Raw genomic sequence first — 19,793 nt, forward strand, 5'->3', positions numbered from 1 at the left:
TGCAAGGGATATGTCATGCGCAAGCCGGTCATCGTCGCTCTCCTTCTCGCCTCCGCCGCTTCCACCCTCGCCATCGCGCAGGGTGCGCACCGCAACGCCGCCGCGCCCGCGGGGCGGCCGACCTACGGCGCGTTCGGGCTCGACCTTGAGGGTCGCGACACGACGGTGATGCCCGGCGACGACTTTTTCGACTTCGCCAATGGCGGCTGGTACGCCCGCACACAGCTGCCCGCCGACAAGGCGCGATACGGCATGTTCGATGTGCTCGACGATCTGTCGCGCACGCGGACCCGTGGCATCCTGGAGGCCGCGGCGCAGCGGCCGGGCGATCGGATCGGCGACTTCTACACCAGCTTCATGGACCAGCCGGCGATCGACGCCCGCGGCCTCGCGCCCGTGCAGCCCTGGCTTGACCGCATCACGGCCGCGACGAGCAAGGATCAGCTCGTCGCGGTGATGGCCGACCTGCAGCGGCAGGGCGTGCCGGGGCTGGTCAGCGCCGATGTCGGCCAGGACGACAAGGCGCCCGACACCTATGTCGTCGGCTTCGGCCAGGCCGGGCTGGGTCTGCCCGACCGCGATTATTACCTCCGCGACGACCCCAAGCTCGCTGACGTCCGTGCCCGCTATCAGCTCTATCAGGCGCAGATGCTGGGCATCGCCGGTCAGCCCGACGGGACGCCGCGCGCGGTCGCGGTGTTCAATCTCGAAAAGGCGATCGCGCAGGCGCACTGGACCCGGATCGACAGCCGCGACGCCGACAAGACTTATAACCGCTGGACGCCCGCACAGTTCGCCAGCGTCGCGCCGGGCTTTCCCTGGGCGGCGTGGATGACCGGCATGGGGGTCGGCAGCCAACCCTTCTACCTGGTCGCGCAGCCCAGCGCGCTGACCGGCGAGGCGCGGCTGTTTGCAGACACGCCGCTGCCGGTGCTGCAGGATTTTGTGAGGCTCAGGGTGATGCGCGCCTATGCGCCGTATCTCAGCCACGACGTCGACGATGCCAATTTCGCCTTTTACGGCACCGTGCTGTCGGGCGTGCCGCAGCAGCAGCCGCGCTGGAAGCGGGGCGTCGGCGTCGTCTCGAACGCGATGGGCGAGGCGATCGGGCAGCAATATGTCGCCCAGTATTTCCCGCCAGCGACCAAGGCCGCCGCAGACCGGCTGGTCCACAACATCATCGCCGCGATGGGCAGCCGGATTCGCGCGCTGACCTGGATGGCGCCGGAAACCAAGGTCAAGGCGCTGGCCAAGCTTGCCGCCTTCCGCCCCAAAATCGGTTACCCGGACCGCTGGCGCGATTACGGTACACTGCGCGTCGACCGCGGCGACCTGGTCGGCAACGTCGCGCGTGCCAACGCCTTCGAATGGCAGCGCAACCTCAACAAGCTGGGCCAACCGATCGACCGCGGCGAATGGGGCATGACCCCGATGACGATCAACGCTTACGCCAATCCGACGATGAACGAGATCGTCTTTCCCGCCGCGATCCTGCAGCCGCCCTTCTTTGATCCCAATGCCGACCCGGCGGTCAATTACGGTGGCATCGGCGCGGTGATCGGCCACGAGATCAGCCATCACTTCGACGATCAGGGACGCAAATACGACGCGACCGGCCGGCTGACCGACTGGTGGACCCCGCGTGATGTCGCGCAGTTCCGCCGCTTCACCGATCAGCTGGTGGCGCAGTACGACCGCTACGAGCCGATCCCCGGCCAGCACATCCAGGGCGGGCTGACGCTGGGCGAGAACATCGCCGATCTCGCCGGCCTTACGGTGGCGCTCGACGCCTATCATCATTCGCTCAATGGTCGACCGGCGCCGGTGATCGGCGGGCTGACCGGTGATCAGCGCTTCTATCTCGGCTGGGCGCAGGTGTGGCGCGAGAAGCAGCGCGAGGAATCGCTGCGCTCGCGGCTGCTCAGCGACCCGCATTCGCCGGGGCATCAGCGCGTGCTGACGGTGCGCAACCTCGACGCCTGGTACGCGGCCTTTGCGGTCCGGCCCGGCCAGCGCCTTTATCTGACGCCGCAGCAGCGGGTACGCATGTGGTAGACCGTTCCGTGTCTGCAGCCGCGCGGGCGGGGCTTGACCGTCACGACCACTGATCCACAAGCCGCCGGATGGCCGCCGTCGCTCCGACCATGACCCCCACGCGCACCGCTGCCCTCGTCGCAGCGGCGGCGGGGCTGCTGGCGGCGCTGGTGGTGCTGTGGGCGCTCGACAACGCCGTCGTCGCTGCAGGTGTGGTCGTTGCCGCGCTGGTGCTCGCGGGCGCCGTGGCCGTGTGGCGTCTGTTGACCCCGGCCATGGCGGCGGGCGGGCATGACACCGACTGGAGCCTGGCGCGCAGCCTCGCCGCCGCCAGCGACGATGCCGTGGCGGTGACCGACCGCGCCGGCAGGCTGGTCTGTGCCAACGACGCGTGGGCGGCGCTGTTCGGCGGCTTCCCGACCCCGCCCGGCGTGCCGCTCGCCGACGCCGACGTGACCACGCTCGGCACCGTCGGCCGCACCGCGTGGCGAGATGGCGAGGGCAGGGCGGTGCTCGACCGCGACGGCCGTCGCGTTGCCGTCGTCGTCACCCGGGCCGGCGCGGAGGCCGACATGCTGGTGTGGCGCTTCGCGGTCACGCCCGCCGCCCGCGACGGCGGCGCGACGCTTGCCCATATGCTGACCGGCGCTGCGGGCGAGCGGCTGGGCGCAGGGGGCGTCATGGCGGCGATGATCGACGTCGACGGCCGCATCACCGCCGCCAACGCCGTCCTGGCGCAACGCGCGTTCGGCGACACGCCTGCCGCCGTCGCGGGCCGGGATTTCGCGCATCTGCTCATCACCGACAGCCGCGGGCTGGTCCGGTTCGAGCGCGAGGGGCTGGAGGGCGCACCCCTGCGCGTCGTCCAGCTGCCGGTGCTGCCCGGCGACGACGCACCGCTGCTCGTCGCACTGCTGGACGACGAGGTGGCGAAGGTCCCCGCGATCGGCGGCTCGGCGTCGGCGCACGTCCGCAGCCTGGTCAGCCTGATGCCGTTCGGCATGGCGCTGGTCGACCGCGACGGCCGCTTTCTGCAGATGAACGACGCCTTCGCGCGGGCGGCACAGGTCGATCCGGGCGCACCGCCGCTCTATCCGGGCGACCTCGTGGTGCGCGAGGACAAGGCGGCGGTCGCCGACGCCATCCGCCGTTTTGCCGGCGGCGCGGCGCATTCGGCCGACATGGCGGTGCGCCTCAAGCCGCACCCCGACGAACCGGTCGCGCTCACCATCGCCGGTGCGCGCGGGCTGGGGGACGCGGCGGTGCTGCTGTCGCTCAAGGACAACAGCGAGGAAAGCCGCCTGAAGCGCGAAGTGGCGCAGGCGACCAAGATGCAGGCGGTGGGCCAGCTGGCGGGCGGCGTCGCGCACGACTTCAACAACATCCTGACCGCCATCATCGGTCATTGCGACCTGATGCTGATGCGCCATTCGCCCGGCGACAGCGATTACGACGACATCCAGCAGATCCGGGCCAATTCGAACCGCGCCGCGTCGCTGACCCGCCAGCTCCTCGCCTTCAGCCGTCAGCAGACCCTGCGGCCGCAGGTGTTGCAGCTGCCCGACGTGGTGGCGGAGGTCTCGAACCTGCTGAAGCGGTTGATGGGGGAGACGGTGAAGCTGGTCGTCGCGCATGGCCGCAGTCTCGGCGCCGTCCGTGCCGACCCCGGCCAGCTGGAACAGGTCGTCGTCAATCTCGCGGTCAACGCGCGCGACGCCATCCTCCAGCACAACCCGCGCGGCGGCGGCACGCTGACCATCACCACCAAGTCGGTGACACCGGCCGAGGTCCGCGCGCTCGGCAACGACGTCCTGCCGCCCGCCGACTATACCGCGCTGGTGGTCAGCGACACCGGCGCGGGCATCCCGCCCGACATCATCGGCAAGATCTTCGAGCCCTTTTTCACCACCAAAGAGCTGGGCAAGGGCACCGGTCTCGGCCTCTCCACCGTCTATGGCATCGTCAAGCAGTCGGGCGGCTGGATCTTTGCCGATTCAAAGCCGGGGCAGGGCGCGACCTTCACCATCTACCTGCCCGTCCACGCCGCCGGTGCGCCCGCCAGGCTGCCCGTCCGGACGCCGCCCCGGCCGACCGAGACCTGGGGCACCGGCACTGTGCTGCTGGTCGAGGACGAGGAGATGGTGCGCGCCGTCGCCGAGCGCGCATTGGCCCGGCAGGGGTACAGCGTGCTGACCGCCGAACATGGCGAGGCGGCGCTGGAGCTGCTGGAGACGAGCGGCCGCCCCGACCTGCTCATCTCCGACGTGGTGATGCCGACGATGGACGGCCCGACCATGGTCGCCAAGGCGCGTGAGCGCTATCCCGACCTGCCGGTAATCTTCATGTCGGGCTATGCGGAGGAACAGCTGCGCAAGTCGATCGACCTGGAGAATGTCAATTTTCTCCCCAAGCCGTTCAGTGTGCAGCAGCTGGCCGAGGCGGCGCGCGCCGCCCTGACGTGATGCCGGTAGTCGACGCCCCGCCTTGGACGCTCTAATTACCTGGACTTGCAACAAACTCCCGTTACAGGGCCGGTCATGACGGGGCCGCAACAGATCCTCATCGTCGAGGACGAACCGCTTATCGCCATGATGCTCGAGGACTTTCTGGAGGTACTCGACAAGCGCGCCGTCGGCACCGCGGACAGCGTCGAGTCCGCACTCGCCCGGGTCGCGCAGGGCGGCATCGATGCCGCGATCCTGGACCTCAACCTGCGCGGGGGCGAGCGCTCCACCCCCATTGCCGAGGCGCTTGCCGAACGCGGTGTGCCCTTCATCTTCGCCACCGGCAGCAGCGACGAGGCGCTCGATCCGCGCTTCCGCGACCGTCCCTGTCTGACCAAGCCCTTCACGATGGATGGCGTGCAAAAGGCGCTGGAAAGCCTTTGAGCTGCTAGCCGGGGAGAAGCCGGGAGTCAGAAGCTTGGGTGACGAAGCCGGTGCCGCGTGACATAGGCGCGGATATGCCACGCTTCGACAAGGCCTCGCTCCCCTCGCGCCACGTTTCGCTCGGCCCCGAGCGCGCGCCGCACCGGTCCTATTACTACGCGATGGGGATCAGCGAGGAGGACATTCAGAAGCCCTTCGTCGCGCTCGCCAGCGCCGGCAACGACAGCGCGCCCTGCAATACGCGCCTCGACGCTCAGGCCGACGCCGCGCGGGCGGGCGTGATCGCAAATGGCGGCATGCCGCGGCGCTTCAACACCATCACGGTCACCGACGGCATCGCCATGGGTCATCAGGGCATGAAGGCGAGCCTCGTCAGCCGCGAGGTGATCGCGGACTCGGTCGAGCTGTCGGTGCGCGGCCATTGCTACGACGCGCTGGTCGGGTTCGCCGGGTGTGACAAGTCGCTGCCGGGCATGATGATGGCGATGCTGCGCCTCAATGTGCCCAGCATCTTCGTCTATGGCGGCTCGATCCTGCCCGGCCGGTTCGAGGACCGCGACGTGACGGTGGTCGACGTGTTCGAGGCGGTCGGGCGCTACGCCGCCGGCACCTGCCCGGTCCACGACCTCCACGCGCTGGAGAAGGTCGCCTGCCCCGGCGATGGCGCCTGCGGTGGCCAGTTCACTGCCAACACCATGGCCTGTGTCGGCGAGGCGATCGGGCTGTCGCTGCCTAACAGCAATATGGTGCCCGCGCCTTACAGCTCGCGCGAGCAGATCGCGGTCGCGGCGGGCGCGCAGGTGATGGAGCTGGTCGAGCGCCAGTTGCGGCCGCGTGCGATCTGTACCCGCGCCGCCTTTGTCAACGCCGCGCGCGTGGTGGCGGCGACCGGCGGCTCGACCAACGCCGCGCTGCACCTGCCGGCGATGGCAAACGAGGCGGGGATCGTCTTCGACCTCCACGACGTCGCCGATGTGTTCAAGTCGACGCCCTACATCGCCGACCTCAAGCCCGGCGGCCGGTACGTCGCCAAGGACATGTACGAGGCGGGCGGCGTTTACATGCTGATGAAGACGATGCTGGCGAACGGCCTGCTCGACGGCGACTGCCTGACCGTCACCGGTCGCACGCTGGGCGAGAACATCGCCGAGGTCACCTGGAACCCCGATCAAAAGGTGATCTACGACGTGAAGACGCCGTTGTCGCCCACGGGCGGCGTGGTCGGCCTGCGCGGGTCGCTGGCCCCCGACGGCGCGATCGTGAAGGTCGCGGGCATGCACCGCCTCCAGTTCGAAGGCCCGGCGCGGGTCTTTGATGGCGAGGAGGCTGCGTTCGCGGCGGTTGAGGCGCGCGCGATCGTCGAGGGTGAGGTCATCGTCATCCGCAACGAGGGGCCCAAGGGCGGCCCCGGCATGCGCGAGATGCTCTCCACCACCGCCGCGCTCTATGGCTTGGGCATGGGCGAAATGGTGGCGCTGGTCACCGACGGCCGCTTCTCCGGCGCGACACGCGGCTTCTGTATCGGCCATGTCGGCCCGGAGGCGGCGGACGGCGGCCCGATCGGGCTGATCGCGGACGGCGACACCATCCGCATCGACGCGGAGGCGGGCACGATCGACCTGCTGGTCGACGCTGCGGTGATCGCGGAGCGACGCGCCGCCTGGCGGCCGCGCGACAACGGCTACGGATCGGGCACGCTTTGGCGTTACGCCCGCACCGTCGGGCCCGCGCATCTCGGCGCGGTGACGCACCCCGGCGCGGCGGCGGAGAGCCATGTTTATGCGGATATCTGATCCGGTCTCGTTCACCCCGCGGCGCTGTCGCGCCTTGCCCCGCTCCCACCGGGAGAGGGCAGGGAACCCGCCGCGACGCCGCAGGGGAGGGGCCAGGGTGACCACGCTCGCGCTCCTTCTCGCCGCCTGTCAGCAGCACTCCCAGCCGCAGCGCGCGCAATCCGTCCCCGATACGCAGCGAAGCGCCGCCCCCGAGCCGCACTTTCCCTGCGCACACGGAGGCGGCCCGCTCCGCCCCGAGTGCACCGCCGAGCGCAGCGCAACGCCGCGCGGCACCGTGCTGACCTTTCGTCATCCCGACGGACATTTCCGCCGCCTGCTGATCAAGTCCGATGACGTCGTGGCCGCCGCCGACGGCGCCGAGCCCGCCCACGTCACCCGCACCGCGCAGGGCGTCGAGGTAAGTGTCGGCCCCGACCACTACCGCCTGCCCGTCGTGCCGTAGAGTGCTCCCCATCGAAGGCCAGCCGATCCTCACCGTCGCGCAGATGCGCGCGGCGGAACGACGCGCCGCACCGACGCCTGACGCGATGTACGCGCTGATGGAGCGCGCCGGCCACGGCGTCGCCGAAGCCGTCCGCCGCCTGTCCGCAGGCGCCGAAGCGCTGATTCTCTGCGGCCCCGGCAACAACGGCGGCGATGGCTATGTCGCCGCGCGGGTGTTGCGGGAGAGGGGCCATGCGGTGCGCGTGGCAGCGCTGGGCGAACCGGCGACTGATTTAGCGCGGCGTGCCCGGGCCGAGTGGATCGGGCCAATCGAGGGCTTTCCTTCGTCGTTGCGGGACGAAGCTGCTTACGCCGCGGTCGCCGTCGACGCGGTGTTCGGGACCGGGCTGTCGCGCCCGGTCGAGGGCGAAGCGATTCAGGCGATCGGTGCGCTCGCGGCCTATGCCTCGCTATCGATCGCGGTCGATGTGCCGAGCGGCTTGGATGCGGACACCGGCGCGGCGCTAAATCGCTTCCAGGTTCCGAATTGGAACCTGACGCTAGCACTCGGCGCGTTGAAGCCGGCGCATGTATTGCAGCCGGGCGCGCTGGCGTGCGGCGAGGTGCGGCTGCTCGATATTGGCCTGGGGCTGGACGACGTGTCAAGCCCGCGAGAGCACGTCAGCGCTGTCGAAACCGTTGCACCGCCGCACCTCCTCCGGCCGGAGCCTTGGTCGCACAAGTTCAACCGCGGCATGGTCGCCGTCGTCGCCGGCGCGATGCACGGCGCCTCCGAGCTCGCGGCTCTTTCGGCCTATCGTGCGGGTGCGGGCTATGTCCTCTTGCTCACCGGCGGCCTGCCGCAGCTGCCGCATGCGATCGTGCGCCGGGCCTGGTCCGACCAGGCGCTCGCTGACCAGCGGATCGGCGCGGTCGTGATCGGACCGGGGCTGGGCAGGGACGAACGCGCGCGCGCGAAGCTGGACCTTGCGCTGGCATCGCCGCACCCGCTCGTGATCGACGGTGACGCGCTGCACCTGCTCGACTTGGCGCAGATCAGCGCGCGCCAGGCGCCAACGGTGCTGACGCCGCACGCGGGGGAGTTTGACGCGCTGTTCGGCAAGGGCGACGGCAGCAAGATCGTACGAACGCAGGACGCGGCGCGTCGCGCCGGCGGGGTTGTCGTCCACAAAGGTCCTGACACGGTGGTCGCGCGCCCCGACGGGTGGACAAACGTCGCGGTCGAGACCGACTGGCGGCTTTCGGTCGCCGGTACGGGCGACGTCCTGGCAGGGACGGTCGGCGCAATGCTCGCCCAGCAGCCGCATGATCCGCTCGGTGCCGCGACCGCCGCCGTCTGGCTGCACACCGCCACGGCGCGTCGTCTGCCGCGTCCGTTTATCGCCGACGATCTGTGCGCGGGCTTGCCAGGCGCCGTTGCGGCCGCGACTGTCCCGGCCGCGTGAGCACGATCGTCCGCGTCGCCGCGCGCGGAGACGGCGTGGCGGAGGACGGCCGCCACGCTCCCTTCGCTGCACCCGGCGATACCCTGACCGAGGCCGGCGAGATCATCCCCGGCCCGCACCACCAGCCGCCGCCCTGCCGCCACTTTCCGCAATGCGGCGGCTGTCAGCTCCAGCATCTCGACGACGAGAGCTACGCGGCTTTCGTCGCAGACCGCATCGCCACGGCGCTGGCGGCCCAAAGTATCGACGCCCCGCTCCGTCCCACCGCCCTGTCGCCGCCGCGCACCCGCCGCCGCGCGACGCTCCATGCCGAGCGCGGGCTGGTCGGCTTCACGGCCGAGGGCAGCCACGCCATCGTCGACATGCGCGAGTGCCATGTCCTCCATCCGGCGCTGTTCGCGCTCGTCGCGCCGCTCCGCGCGCTGCTCCAGCGACTGCGGCCAAAGGGCAGGGCCGAACTGCATCTGACGCTCGCCGATCAGGGGGTCGACCTGCTGATCAGGGGCAGGCTTCCCGACGGCCTCGCCGCCGCCGAGGCGCTGACCGGGTTCGCACAGGCGCACGCACTGGCGCGGATCGCGGTCGACGATGGCTATGGGCCGGAGACGCGCTGGGAGCCGCAGCCGGTCGCCGTGACCTTCGCCGGCACGCCCGTCCCGCTGCCCCCCGCCGCCTTTCTGCAGGCCACCGCAGAGGGCGAAGCAGCGCTCGTCGCCGCCGTTCGTGAGGCGGCTGAAGGCGCCGCCACGATCGCGGACCTGTTCGCCGGGCTCGGCACCTTCGCGCTCGCATTGCCCGGTCGGGTCTATGCGGGAGAGGGCGCGCGCGACGCGCTGCTCGCGCTCAAGGCCGCCGCCGCGCTGGCCAGACGGCCTGTCGTCACCGAGCATCGCGACCTGTTCCGCCGTCCGCTCACCACGGCGGAGCTGGACCGGTTCGACGCGATCGTGCTCGACCCGCCCCGCGCCGGCGCGCGCGAACAGGTGGCGCAGCTTGCAGCGAGCAAGGTCGCGCGCCTCGCCTATGTTTCGTGCAACCCCAGCAGTTTCGCGCGGGACACCGCGACGCTTTGCGAGGGTGGATGGCGGCTCGACTGGGTCCAGCCGGTCGGCCAGTTCCGCTGGTCGACCCATGTCGAACTGGCGGCGGCGCTCAGTAGGTAGCGCCGACGAAGTACAGCCCGTCCGGCGGCGCGTTGAGCGGCAGCCTCGCGCGGTCCCCGGCGGCGAGCGCCTGCGCCAGATCGTCCGCCGTCCATCGCCCCAGCCCGACCTCCGCCAGCGCTCCCACCATCGAGCGCACCTGATGATGCAGGAACGAGCGCGCCGCCGCGTGCACGGTCACCCGTTCGCCGTCCCGCGCCACGTCGAGCCGGTCTAGCGTGCGCACCGGGCTGTCCGCCTGGCAATGCACCGAGCGGAAGGTGGTGAAGTCGTGCCGCCCCACCAGCCGCTGCGCCGCCGTCGCCATGGCGTCCGCATCCAGCGGCCGCGCCACCTGCCATGCCAGCCCGCGCTCCAGCGTCAGCGGCGCACGGCGGTTTACGATCTGGTACTCGTACCCCCGTCCCGTACACGCGAAGCGCGCGTGCCAGTCGTAGGGCACCACGTCGCACGCCAGCACCGCCACCGGCGCCGGCCGCAGCCGGGCGTTGAGCGCCTCGCCCAGCCGGAACGGCGCGATCGGCTTCGCCACGTCGACATGCGCGCGCATCGCGGTGGCGTGCACGCCCGCATCGGTCCGCCCCGCCGCCTGCACCGCCGCCGCCTCACCCGTGACGGCGAGTACTGCCTCCTCCAGCGCCTGCTGCACGCTCGGCCCATGCGCCTGCCGCTGCCACCCCATAAACGGCCGGCCGTCATACTCCACCGTCAGCGCGAACCGCGTCAAAGCTGCGTGCCGGGCGGGATTGGGAAGCCGCGCAGCAGCTCGGCGACGTCCATCGGCCGCCCGCCGGCGCGCTGGACCAGCGTCGGCCGCAGCGCGCCGGTCCCGCAGGCGACAGTCAGGCCGCCGTCCACCGTCGCGCCTTCGCTGCCCGCAAAGGTGAAGGGCAGAACCTCCGCCGCCAGCACTTTCACCCGCTCGCCCGCGACGTCGAACCAGGCCCCCGGCGCCGGGTTCATCGCCCGCACCAGCCGTTCGATCTCAACCGCCCGCCGGGTCCAGTCGATCCGCGCCTCCGCCTTGTCGATCTTGTGCGCATAGGTGACGCCCTTGTCGGGCTGCGCCACCGCCACTCGCGCGTCCAGCGTCGTCATCGTCTCGACCATCAGCGCCGCGCCAAGCTGCGCCAGTTCTGTCGTCAGCTCGCCCGCGGTCTTGCCGTCGATCGGCACCCGCCCGTCGAGTAGCACCGGCCCGGTGTCGAGCCCTGCCTCCATGCGCATGATGCAGACCCCGGTCTCGTTGTCGCCCGCCATGATCGCGCGCTGCACCGGCGCCGCGCCCCGCCATCGCGGCAGCAGCGAGCCGTGGACGTTGAGGAACCCGCACGGCGCGAGGTCGAGCACCGCTTGCGGCAGGATCAGCCCATATGCCGCGACGACGCCGATTTCCGCGTTGAGCGCCGCCAGCTCGGCCTGCGCCGCCGCCGGCCGGAGCGACACGGGCGAGCGCACCGCTATGCCGAGCGTCTCGGCGCGACGCTGGACGGGGGAGGGGACCAGCTCGCGCCCCCGCCGTCCGCCTGGCCGCGGCGGCTGCGTATAGACGGCGGCGACCGCGTGCCCCGCCGCCGCCAACGCCTCCAGCGTCGGCACGGCGAAGTCGGGGGTGCCCATGAAGACGATCCGCATCGCCGCCCTTTGCCGCGAGATGCGCGCGCTCGCAAACGGCGTCGAACGTGCTGTAGCCGGTCCGGGGCGAGCGCTACTCCCGAACCAACGTCGGCGCTGGACCTGCCACCATCGACTTGCGCGAACAGGTTGCTGCGCCCTGATCGGCTGAAGCGCGCCGGGCTGGCGACCGCTTCTGCCGATCGCCATATAGCGGATATGGCCTCCCGCGAGATCGAGACCCTGACCCAGGCGTTGAGTCGATTGCCCGGCCTTGGGCCGCGCTCGGCTCGCCGCGCCGTCCTGCATCTGCTCAAGCGCCGCGAAGCCGCGCTCGGCCCGCTGCTTTCCGCGCTGCAGGCGGTCGAGGCCAATCTCGCCACCTGCACCACCTGCGGCAACGTCGACACGTCGGACCCATGCAGCATCTGCGCCGACCCTCGCCGCGACACGCGCGCGCTGTGCGTGGTCGAGGAGGTCGCGGACCTGTGGGCGCTCGACCGCTCGCGGCTCTTCCCCGGCCGCTTCCACGTGCTCGGCGGAAGGCTGTCGGCGCTGGAGGGCGTGCGGCCGGAGGACCTGGCGATCGACACGCTCGTCCGCCGCGTCGAGGCGGGCGGGGTCGACGAGGTCGTGCTCGCGATGAACGCGACGCTGGAGGGTCAGACCACCGCGCATTACGTCGCCGAACGCATCCAGCGCTTTCCCGTCCGCGTGACGCAGCTCGCCCACGGCCTGCCGGTCGGCGGCGAGCTGGACTATCTGGACGAGGGCACGCTGGCGCAGGCGCTGCGGGCGCGACGGCCAGTCTCCTGATCCCGTGGGGTCACTGTCGCGCCGCGCGCCTGCTTGACGCTTCACCCGCCGAAACCTAGCTGCCCCCGATGGCCGTCCTCCCCATTGTCGAAGTTCCCGATCCGTGTCTCCGCCTCGTCTCCCGCCCGGTCGAGGCTTTCGACGACAGGTTGCGCTCGCTCATCGCCGATATGACCGAGACCATGTACAACGCCCACGGTATCGGGCTCGCCGCGATCCAGGTCGGCGTCGACCGGCGCGTCCTCGTCATCGACCTGCAGGAAGAGCGCGACGAGGAGGACAAGCCGGTCCGGCACCCCCGCGCCTACGTCAACCCCGAGGTGCTGGAGGTCTCCGACGAGGCGTCCGTCTACAACGAAGGCTGCCTGTCGATTCCCGAACAATATGCCGAGGTCACCCGCCCCGCCCGCTGCCGCGTCCGCTGGCAGGACGAGGCGGGCGCGACTCACGAGGGGGAGATGGACGGCCTGCTCGCCACCTGCATGCAGCACGAGATCGACCATCTCAACGGCGTGCTGTTCACCGATCATCTCAGCCGGCTGAAGCGCGACATGGTGATGCGGAAGTTGACGAAGCAGCGCAAGGCGGCCTAGCCCACGCGAGCAGCGGAGCTGGTCGCGAGAGGCGGCCGCCCTGCGGGCTTCGGCACCGCCGAGGACCGGCGACGCGGCTTCGCCGCTGCGCTAATCCGCGGTATCCGCGGCTTCTTCTTTTCCCCTGTTCTACATGCCCCGTTCCGGCTACGTTCCGGTCGAGATCGCCGAGCTTTGGGCGAGAAGAAGGGGTCCAAACTTGTCGTTTTCACAGCAACTTCGACAACTTCGGACCGCGACGCAGCGGCACGGCGTCCCCGGCGATGCGGGTCGGTGTGACCCGAGTGTGACCATCCGCCGTGGCTGAGCTTGTTCTCGTCGCCCTGCTGGCGACAGCGATCGGCCTTGCGATCGGCTGGCTGATAGCAAGTCGCCGCGCCGGCACGCTGGCGAGCGACCTCGCCGTCGCGCAAAGCAGGGCCGCCGATGCCGAGCTGGTCCGCCAGACCAAGGAAGCGGTCGAACGCGAGCGCAACGACGCGCACCAGGAGCTGCGCGGGATGAAAGAGCGCGCCGCCGAACGCGAAGCGGCGCACGCCCGGACGCTCGACGAACTCAAACAGGCGCGCGAGACGATGACCGCGCAGTTCGGCCACGCCGCTGCCCAAGCGCTGGAGACCGCCCAGACACAGTTCCTCGACCGCGCGCACCAGCGCTTCGCCGAATCGGAAAAGCTGCAGGGCGAGAAGATCGCGCAGCTGCTCGCCCCCGTGAACGATCGCCTCACCAAGTACGAGCAGGCCGTCGACCGGGTCGAGCAGGAGCGCCGCACCGCCTTCGGCGCGCTCGACGGTCAGATCCAGGCCATGCGCGAAGGGCAGGAGCGTGTCTCGACCGAGGCCGCACGCCTGGTCAACGCGCTCCGCAACGCCCCCAAGGCACGGGGTCGCTGGGGGGAGCAGAGCCTTAAGAACGTCCTCGAACAGGCCGGCCTCTCGCCCTACGCCGATTTCCGGATGGAGGTGTCGGTCGACACTGAGGACGGCCGGCTGCGGCCCGACGTGATCGTCTCGATGCCCGGCGGGCGCCAGCTCATCATCGACGCCAAGTGCAGCCTCAACGCCTTTCTCGACGCCGCCGACGCGACCGACGAGGCGACGCGCAAGGCGCATCTGAAGGCGCACCTCGCCTCCATCCGCAACCACGTCCAGCAGCTCGGCTCGAAGGCCTATTGGCAGCAGTTCGGCGACGCGGCCGAGTATGTCGTCATGTACATCCCCGGCGAGCATTTCCTCACCGCCGCGATGGAGCAGGAGAACGACCTCTGGGATTGGGCGCACGGCCATCGCGTCCTGCTCGCCACGCCGATCAACCTGATCGCAATCGCGCGCACCGTCTCAGCGGTGTGGCGGCAGGAGAAGCTGGCGGGCGAGGCGAGGGCGATCGCCGAACTGGGCAAGGACCTCTACGCCCGTCTGTGCACCATGGGCGCGCACGTCAGCCGCCTGGGCAAAAACCTCGCCACTGCTAACGACGCCTACAACAGCTTCGTCGGCAGCCTCGAATCGCAGGTTCTGACCCAAGCCAAGCGCTTCGAGACGCTCAATGTCGACACGGGCGGCAAGCCGATCGACACCCCCGCGGTGATCGACAGCGCCGTCCGGCCGCTGACTAAGCTGGCGGTGCTCGACGAGGCAGCGGAGTGACGAGGCAGGTCGTCAGCCCTGCCGCCCCAGCACCTCATATGCCATCACCGCGGTCGCAACCGCCGCGTTGAGGCTGTCGGCCTTGCCCAGCATCGGCAGCTTGACCAGCAGGTCGCACGCGGCGGCATACTCCTCCGGCATCCCCTGCGCCTCGTTGCCGGTCAGCAGGAACGTCGGCGCATCGTACCGCGCCCCGTGATAGTCGCCGCCGTCCAGGCTCAGCCCCACCAGCTGCCCCGGGCCGGCGCGCAGCCACGCCAGGAACGGCGCCCACTCCGCCCGCGCCACCGGCACGGTGAACAATGCCCCCATGCTCGCGCGCACCGCCTCGACCGAGAAGGGGTCAACGCACTCGCCGATCAGGATCAGCCCGCCCGCACCCACCGCATCGCCGGTGCGCAGGATGGTGCCGAGGTTGCCGGGGTCGCGCAGGCGCTCGGCGACCAGCCAGATACTGCTCGCATCACGATCGAGTGCGTCCAGCGGCGTCTCCCATGCCTCGAAGACGCCAACCACGGCCTGCGGATTGTCCTTGCCCGACAGCTTTGCGAGGATCGCGGGCGTTGTCGCAATCGCCTCGCCGCCCGCCCGTTCGACGTCGGCGACCAGCGCCTGCACCAACGGGTGCACCGCGCTCGCCTCCGCAAAGAAAACCTGTACCGGCAGCCGCCCCGCGTCGCGCGCTTCCGTCAGGATGCGGAGCCCCTCGGCGAGGAACTGACCCTTTTCCCGCCGATGCCGCTTGTCGCGCAGGTCTCGTGCATGTTTGACGAGCGGATTGGAATAGGCGGTGATTGTTCTCGGCATTGTGCTAGATTGCCGCCGCCGGCGATACGATCAGGGGGAGGGCCAGCTCGATCCCGCCACGGCAAAGCCGCGCCGTCGGTCGTAGCTGCGCTATGCCGGCCGGAGTGACGCCCGAACCGGCGAATTGGCGGGCCAATCCGCTTGGCGTCACTCAGTCCTCACCAAACTTTCCCTCGACCAGCGCCGCCATCGTGTCGACCACGCCCGCCGCTTCGTCGCCGCTGGCGCTGATGCGGATAGAATCGCCCATCGCCGCGCCCAGCATCATCAGCCCCATGATACTGGTGCCCGTTACCGGCTCGCCCGACCCGTCCTTTTCGACCAGTATCTCACAGGGCTGCTGCGCCGCCAGCGTCACGAACTTGGCCGACGCGCGCGCGTGGAGCCCGCGCCGGTTGGTGATCGCGACGGTCTTTGAGACATCGCTCACGCCCCGATCCTCATGCGGCCGCTGCGCCAAGCACTTCGGACGCGACCGAGATGTATTTACGCCCCGCCTCGCGCGCCGCCGCCACCGCGTCGACGACCTTCATCGCCTTGCGCGCCGAGCCGAGCCGGATCAGCATCGGCAGGTTCATCCCCGCGATCACCTCGACGCGGCCGCGCTCCATCAACGAGATGGCGAGGTTTGACGGCGTGCCCCCGAACAGGTCGGTCAGCACGATGACGCCCTTGCCGCCATCCACCGCGGCAATCGCCGCGGCGATGTCGTCGCGCCGTCCCTCCATGTCGTCTTCGGGGCCGATCGATACGGTCGCGACCTGCTCCTGCGGGCCGACGACATGCTGCATCGCGGTGGCGAACTCCTCCGCCAGCCGCCCATGGGTTACCAGAACCAAGCCGATCATGTGCTAGACGCTTCTATCCCCATCGACCGGCCGGTCTTCCAGCGAGTCCTGCGGCGCGGCCCGGAGGTCGCGATGCAGCACCGTGGGCGAAAAGCCGCGGCCGCGCAAGAAGCCCGCGATGCGGTCGGCGACGTGGACCGACCGGTGTCTCCCGCCGGTACAGCCGATCGCGACGGTGACATAGGATTTACCCTCCGCCCGGTAGCGCGGGAGCAGCAGCGCGATCAGCGCCTCGATCCGTCCCACCGCCTCCTCATAGGCCGGGTCGGCAACGACATAGGCCGCGACGTCAGGGTCCAGTCCCGTGCCCGCCCGCAACGCCGCGTCCCAATGCGGGTTGCGCAGGAAACGCATGTCGAAAACCAGATCTGCGCTGCGTGGCAGCCCGCGCGCGAAGCCGAACGACATAACCGACAGCACCGGCGCGTCGCTATCGCCGCCCGCGAACAGCTGGCGCACCTGCCCCGCCAGCTCGTGCGCGGACAGCGTCGTCGTGTCGATCAGCCGGTTCGCCCATTCGCGCAACGGCGCCAGCAGCTCGCGTTCCTGCGCGATGCCGTCGGCGGCAGGACGATCGTCGGCCAGCGGGTGCCGCCGCCGCGTCTCGGCATAGCGCCGCCCCAGCTCGCTTCCCGCGCAGTCAAGGAACAGGGTGCCGATCGAAACATCCTCGCGTTTGCGCAGCTCGGTGACGCGGGCGATCACGCGATCGGGATCGAAGTCGCGGGTGGTGGAACCCAGCCCCAGCGCTAGCGGTCGCGGCTGCTCCTCGCCATCGGCCGGCGCGCCGAGCACCCGGCCAAGCAGGGGAAGGGGGAGGTTATCGACAACTTCCCACCCCAGATCCTCCAGTGTCTTGAGCACGGTCGATTTGCCCGCGCCCGACATGCCGGTGACGATCAGGACCGACTGCCCGCTCATGCGGGCAGTTCCGGGCGGCTCAGTGCCCACTCGACCTTGATCGCGGCCGATGGCCGAAAGGCGTCGACGCTTAGCAGGCGGACGGTCACACCTGCGATCTCGCGCTCCTCGCGCGCGGGCAGCCGCTCATCCTCGCCACCGACCCGCACCAGCAGCGCGACCGGCACGTCGCCAGTATGCGGCACGCTGACGATGCCCAGCCCGCGCACCTCCATCCGCCCCGCCATCCGTGCCGGCGCCTGCGCCGTCAGCCGGTCGCCGTCGCGGGTCAGCGTCGTGCGATCGTCGCTGACCAGCACCGCGCCGCGGTCGATCAGCCGCAGCGCCAGATCGGACTTGCCGTCGCCCGAGGCGCCCTCGATCACCACCGCCTGTCCGCCGATCGCGACGGTGGTGGCATGGAGGGTCACCACGGCCGGCTCAGCCACGAGCGCTGCCGCCCCGCATCAGCGGCAGGCGCACGACGAAACGTGCCCCTGCCAGCCGGTCCTCACGCGCTTCCGCCGTCACCTGACCCTGATGCCCTTCCACGATGGTCCGCGCAATCGCGAGGCCGAGGCCGGAATGCTGCCCGAACGCCTCCGCCTCGGGGCGGATCGACTGGAAGCGGCGGAAGATCGTTTCGCGCGCGTCCTCGGGCACGCCGACGCCCTCGTCCTCGACGCGCACCACCAGGGTGTCGCGATCGCTTGCCGCGGCCACCGTCACCAGCCCGCCGCCGGGAGAGAAGGAAACCGCATTGTCGAGCAGATTCTCGAACACCCGCTCCAGCCGCGCGCCTTCGCCCAGCACCGTGAACGGCCCCTCACCGGCGCGGTCGAAGCGGATGCGCACCCCGCGTTCATGCCCGCGCTCCTCGCGCTGGCCCAGCAGACCTTCCAGCAGCGCGGCGACGTCGATCGGCTCGAAGGTCGCACGGCTCAGCTGCGCATCGAGCCGCGACGCCTCGGCGATGTCGGTAATCAGCCGGTCCAGCCGTCGCACGTCGTCGCTGACGATGCCGAGCAGGCTCGCCTGCAGCGCCGGGTCGCTGACCAGCCCCAATCCGTCGACCGCCGATCGCAGCGAGGCGAGCGGGTTCTTCAGCTCGTGCGCCACGTCCGCCGCGAACGCTTCGATCGCATCAATCCGTGCGCGCAGCGCCAGGCTCATGTCGGACAGTGCGCGCGCCAGACTGCCGATCTCGTCGCGCCGGTCGGGGAGGCGTGGCACCACCACCTCGCGCGCGCGCCCCAGCCGCACCCGCACCGCCGCGCGCGCCAGCCGCCGCAGTGGCCGGACGATCGTGCGCGCCAGGAATAGTGACAGCAGTACCGACAACAGCGTCACGACCAGCAGCACCATGCCTAGCCGGAACCGCTCGACCCGCACCACCTGCGTGATGTCACGCGCGTTGACGGCCGTCAGCACCACGCCGTCGTCGCCGATCGGCGAAGCGGCGGTGATGACGGGGGTACGGTCGGGCGCGCGCCACACGGTCGCGGCGATGATCTTGCCGTCGCGCGCAGCGCTCGCGTCGGGCCAGCCCGCGCCGTTGCGCCGCTCGCGATACAGCGGCGGCCGCGGCGCGCCGACCACCGTGTCGATCGTCGCGTCCAGGAAACGCGCGATCGCCTGCCCCCAATCGTCCTTGTCGGGGTCGCTCAGCACGAAGTTGCGCACCCCCAGCGCGCGGCTGTCGGCGATCAGCGTGTTGCGGTTGTCGTAGAGCCGCACGCGCACGCCCGAATCCTGCGCCAGCCGCACCACGAGCTCGTCGCGCCGCCGCGTGCCGCCGGCGGTGATCGCCTCGCCGATCAGCCGCGCCTCGCGCAACGCCTGCGCCACCCGGCTGTCGATCAGCCGCGATCGGAACGAATCGAGATAGAAGAACCCCCCCGCCAGCAGCAGCAGCGCGACTATGTTTACCGCCAGGATGCGTCGCGTAAGCGAGATCTGCCCCGACCAGCGCAGCGCTAGATCGCTGCCCTCCAGCGCGTCGGTTGCCGGAGGATCGCTCACCGGCGGGCTACTCGTCGGAAAACCTGTAGCCGGCGCCATACAGCGTCTCGATCGAATCGAACTGCGGGTCTACCGCGCGAAACTTGCGTCGCAGCCGCTTGATGTGGCTGTCGATGGTGCGGTCGTCGACATAGATGTCGTCCTGATAGGCCGCGTCCATCAGCTGATTGCGGGTCTTCACGATGCCGGGCCGCTGCGCGAGGGTCTCCAGGATCAGGAACTCGGTCACCGTCAACGTCACCGCGCCGCCCGCCCAGGTGGTGCGGTGCCGCGCCGGGTCCATCGACAGCCGTCCACGCTCGATCGGTCCGGCCGCCTCCTCCGTCGACTCGCCCGGAAGGGTGTCGCGCGCTTCGGTCCGGCGCAGAATGGCGCGGACGCGGGCGATCAGCAGCCGCTGGCTGAATGGCTTGGCGATATAATCGTCCGCGCCCATCGCCAGCCCCAGCGCCTCGTCCAGCTCATCGTCCTTGCTGGTCAGGAAGATGACGGGCATTCGGCTCCGCTCGCGCAACCGCCGCAGCAGCTCCAGCCCGTCCATCCGCGGCATCTTGATGTCGAAGATGCCGAGGTCGGTGGGATTCTCGACCAGCGCCTTCAGCGCGGTCTCGCCGTCCGAATAGATCCGCGTCAGGAAGCCTTCCGCCTGCAGCGCGATCGACACCGAGGTCAGGATGTTGCGGTCGTCATCGACCAGGGCAATCGTCGCCGTCATCGCGACGGGGCGTATCGGAACTGGACGCCCGGCTCAACCGACAGCGCTGACCTATTTGACGC

At 70.3% G+C, this 19,793-nt stretch carries 19 protein-coding genes; 10 read left to right on the forward strand and 9 right to left on the reverse strand.

What is annotated here, in order from left to right; genetic code table 11:
- The first annotated feature begins 15 nt into the window (after positions 1 to 15).
- The 7 genes from ACP2AD_RS08360 (at position 16) to ACP2AD_RS08390 (ending at position 9,770) form a co-directional block, all read left to right on the forward strand.
- The gene (locus ACP2AD_RS08360; RefSeq protein ID WP_425229616.1) at positions 16 to 2,055 is read left to right on the forward strand and encodes a M13 family metallopeptidase; all 2,040 of its coding nucleotides are present in this window, start codon (positions 16 to 18) and stop codon (positions 2,053 to 2,055) included.
- A gap of 68 nt (positions 2,056 to 2,123) precedes the next feature.
- Positions 2,124 to 4,496 carry a response regulator gene (locus tag ACP2AD_RS08365; RefSeq protein WP_425229617.1) on the forward strand — a complete coding sequence of 791 codons (2,373 nt, stop codon included), beginning with the start codon at positions 2,124 to 2,126 and terminating at the stop codon, positions 4,494 to 4,496.
- Between the two features lie 75 nt (positions 4,497 to 4,571).
- Positions 4,572 to 4,922 (forward strand): response regulator, encoded by a 351-nt coding sequence (locus tag ACP2AD_RS08370; RefSeq protein WP_425229618.1) that lies wholly within the window; start codon positions 4,572 to 4,574, stop codon positions 4,920 to 4,922.
- Between the two features lie 74 nt (positions 4,923 to 4,996).
- Positions 4,997 to 6,715, forward strand: a complete 1,719-nt coding sequence (gene ilvD / locus ACP2AD_RS08375; RefSeq protein WP_425229619.1) for a dihydroxy-acid dehydratase — start codon at positions 4,997 to 4,999, stop codon at positions 6,713 to 6,715.
- A gap of 97 nt (positions 6,716 to 6,812) precedes the next feature.
- Complete coding sequence (locus ACP2AD_RS08380) at positions 6,813 to 7,160, forward strand: hypothetical protein (RefSeq protein ID WP_425229620.1); 348 nt, start codon at positions 6,813 to 6,815, stop codon at positions 7,158 to 7,160.
- A gap of 1 nt (position 7,161) precedes the next feature.
- Positions 7,162 to 8,607, forward strand: coding sequence for an NAD(P)H-hydrate dehydratase (locus tag ACP2AD_RS08385; protein WP_425229621.1), 1,446 nt, complete (start codon positions 7,162 to 7,164; stop codon positions 8,605 to 8,607).
- A complete protein-coding gene (locus ACP2AD_RS08390; RefSeq protein ID WP_425229622.1) occupies positions 8,604 to 9,770 on the forward strand; it encodes a class I SAM-dependent RNA methyltransferase in 1,167 nt (388 codons plus the stop codon). The genes ACP2AD_RS08385 and ACP2AD_RS08390 overlap by 4 nt, the downstream gene beginning before the upstream one ends.
- Here the strand turns inward: ACP2AD_RS08390 and truA are convergent.
- A complete protein-coding gene (gene truA, locus ACP2AD_RS08395; protein WP_425229623.1) occupies positions 9,760 to 10,497 on the reverse strand; it encodes a tRNA pseudouridine(38-40) synthase TruA in 738 nt (245 codons plus the stop codon). The genes ACP2AD_RS08390 and truA overlap by 11 nt on opposite strands.
- Entirely contained in the window at positions 10,494 to 11,405 is a 912-nt protein-coding gene (gene fmt / locus ACP2AD_RS08400) for a methionyl-tRNA formyltransferase (RefSeq protein WP_425229624.1), read from the reverse strand. The genes truA and fmt overlap by 4 nt, the downstream gene beginning before the upstream one ends.
- Before the next feature lie 198 nt (positions 11,406 to 11,603).
- Here fmt and recR point away from each other — a divergent pair, with 198 nt between their 5' ends.
- The 3 genes from recR (at position 11,604) to ACP2AD_RS08415 (ending at position 14,439) form a co-directional block, all read left to right on the forward strand.
- On the forward strand, positions 11,604 to 12,200 hold the full coding sequence (recR, locus tag ACP2AD_RS08405; protein WP_425229625.1) for a recombination mediator RecR: 597 nt from the start codon (positions 11,604 to 11,606) through the stop codon (positions 12,198 to 12,200).
- A gap of 68 nt (positions 12,201 to 12,268) precedes the next feature.
- A complete protein-coding gene (gene def / locus ACP2AD_RS08410; RefSeq protein ID WP_425229626.1) occupies positions 12,269 to 12,793 on the forward strand; it encodes a peptide deformylase in 525 nt (174 codons plus the stop codon).
- 299 nt (positions 12,794 to 13,092) lie between these two features.
- Positions 13,093 to 14,439: a DNA recombination protein RmuC gene (locus ACP2AD_RS08415; protein ID WP_425229627.1), complete on the forward strand. Its 1,347-nt coding sequence runs from the start codon at positions 13,093 to 13,095 to the stop codon at positions 14,437 to 14,439.
- A gap of 12 nt (positions 14,440 to 14,451) precedes the next feature.
- Here the strand turns inward: ACP2AD_RS08415 and ACP2AD_RS08420 are convergent, their stop codons facing one another.
- The 7 genes from ACP2AD_RS08420 to ACP2AD_RS08450 form a co-directional block, all read right to left on the reverse strand.
- The gene (locus ACP2AD_RS08420; RefSeq protein ID WP_425229628.1) at positions 14,452 to 15,246 is read right to left on the reverse strand and encodes a TrmH family RNA methyltransferase; all 795 of its coding nucleotides are present in this window, start codon (positions 15,244 to 15,246) and stop codon (positions 14,452 to 14,454) included.
- Positions 15,247 to 15,397: 151 nt separating this feature from the next.
- Complete coding sequence (locus ACP2AD_RS08425) at positions 15,398 to 15,676, reverse strand: HPr family phosphocarrier protein (protein WP_425229629.1); 279 nt, start codon at positions 15,674 to 15,676, stop codon at positions 15,398 to 15,400.
- A 10-nt stretch (positions 15,677 to 15,686) separates the two neighbouring features.
- Complete coding sequence (locus ACP2AD_RS08430; protein ID WP_425229630.1) at positions 15,687 to 16,094, reverse strand: PTS sugar transporter subunit IIA; 408 nt, start codon at positions 16,092 to 16,094, stop codon at positions 15,687 to 15,689.
- A gap of 3 nt (positions 16,095 to 16,097) precedes the next feature.
- Positions 16,098 to 17,015, reverse strand: coding sequence for an RNase adapter RapZ (gene rapZ / locus ACP2AD_RS08435; RefSeq protein WP_425229631.1), 918 nt, complete (start codon positions 17,013 to 17,015; stop codon positions 16,098 to 16,100).
- Entirely contained in the window at positions 17,012 to 17,443 is a 432-nt protein-coding gene (locus tag ACP2AD_RS08440; RefSeq protein ID WP_425229632.1) for an HPr kinase/phosphorylase, read from the reverse strand. The genes rapZ and ACP2AD_RS08440 overlap by 4 nt, the downstream gene beginning before the upstream one ends.
- Positions 17,436 to 19,055 (reverse strand): stimulus-sensing domain-containing protein, encoded by a 1,620-nt coding sequence (locus tag ACP2AD_RS08445; RefSeq protein ID WP_425229633.1) that lies wholly within the window; start codon positions 19,053 to 19,055, stop codon positions 17,436 to 17,438. Before ACP2AD_RS08445 ends, ACP2AD_RS08440 begins: the two co-directional genes overlap by 8 nt.
- The gene (locus ACP2AD_RS08450; protein WP_425229634.1) at positions 19,024 to 19,731 is read right to left on the reverse strand and encodes a response regulator; all 708 of its coding nucleotides are present in this window, start codon (positions 19,729 to 19,731) and stop codon (positions 19,024 to 19,026) included. The genes ACP2AD_RS08445 and ACP2AD_RS08450 overlap by 32 nt, the downstream gene beginning before the upstream one ends.
- Between the last annotated feature and the right edge of the window lie 62 nt (positions 19,732 to 19,793).

The sequence above is a fragment of the Sphingomonas sp. genome (genome assembly GCF_965248875.1).
Classification (GTDB): domain Bacteria; phylum Pseudomonadota; class Alphaproteobacteria; order Sphingomonadales; family Sphingomonadaceae; genus Sphingomonas.

What these genes read in the sequence shown, in the direction of transcription:
- ACP2AD_RS08450 (WP_425229634.1), bottom strand. Translation starts at nt 19,731, where the DNA reads ATGACGGCGACGATTGCCCTGGTCGATGACGACCGCAACATCCTGACC.
- ACP2AD_RS08445 (WP_425229633.1), bottom strand. Translation starts at nt 19,055, where the DNA reads ATGGCGCCGGCTACAGGTTTTCCGACGAGTAGCCCGCCGGTGAGCGAT.
- ACP2AD_RS08370 (WP_425229618.1), top strand. Translation starts at nt 4,572, where the DNA reads ATGACGGGGCCGCAACAGATCCTCATCGTCGAGGACGAACCGCTTATC.
- def (WP_425229626.1), top strand. Translation starts at nt 12,269, where the DNA reads ATGGCCGTCCTCCCCATTGTCGAAGTTCCCGATCCGTGTCTCCGCCTC.
- ACP2AD_RS08420 (WP_425229628.1), bottom strand. Translation starts at nt 15,246, where the DNA reads ATGCCGAGAACAATCACCGCCTATTCCAATCCGCTCGTCAAACATGCA.
- fmt (WP_425229624.1), bottom strand. Translation starts at nt 11,405, where the DNA reads ATGCGGATCGTCTTCATGGGCACCCCCGACTTCGCCGTGCCGACGCTG.
- ACP2AD_RS08365 (WP_425229617.1), top strand. Translation starts at nt 2,124, where the DNA reads ATGGCCGCCGTCGCTCCGACCATGACCCCCACGCGCACCGCTGCCCTC.
- ACP2AD_RS08360 (WP_425229616.1), top strand. Translation starts at nt 16, where the DNA reads ATGCGCAAGCCGGTCATCGTCGCTCTCCTTCTCGCCTCCGCCGCTTCC.
- ilvD (WP_425229619.1), top strand. Translation starts at nt 4,997, where the DNA reads ATGCCACGCTTCGACAAGGCCTCGCTCCCCTCGCGCCACGTTTCGCTC.
- recR (WP_425229625.1), top strand. Translation starts at nt 11,604, where the DNA reads ATGGCCTCCCGCGAGATCGAGACCCTGACCCAGGCGTTGAGTCGATTG.
- ACP2AD_RS08430 (WP_425229630.1), bottom strand. Translation starts at nt 16,094, where the DNA reads ATGATCGGCTTGGTTCTGGTAACCCATGGGCGGCTGGCGGAGGAGTTC.
- rapZ (WP_425229631.1), bottom strand. Translation starts at nt 17,015, where the DNA reads ATGAGCGGGCAGTCGGTCCTGATCGTCACCGGCATGTCGGGCGCGGGC.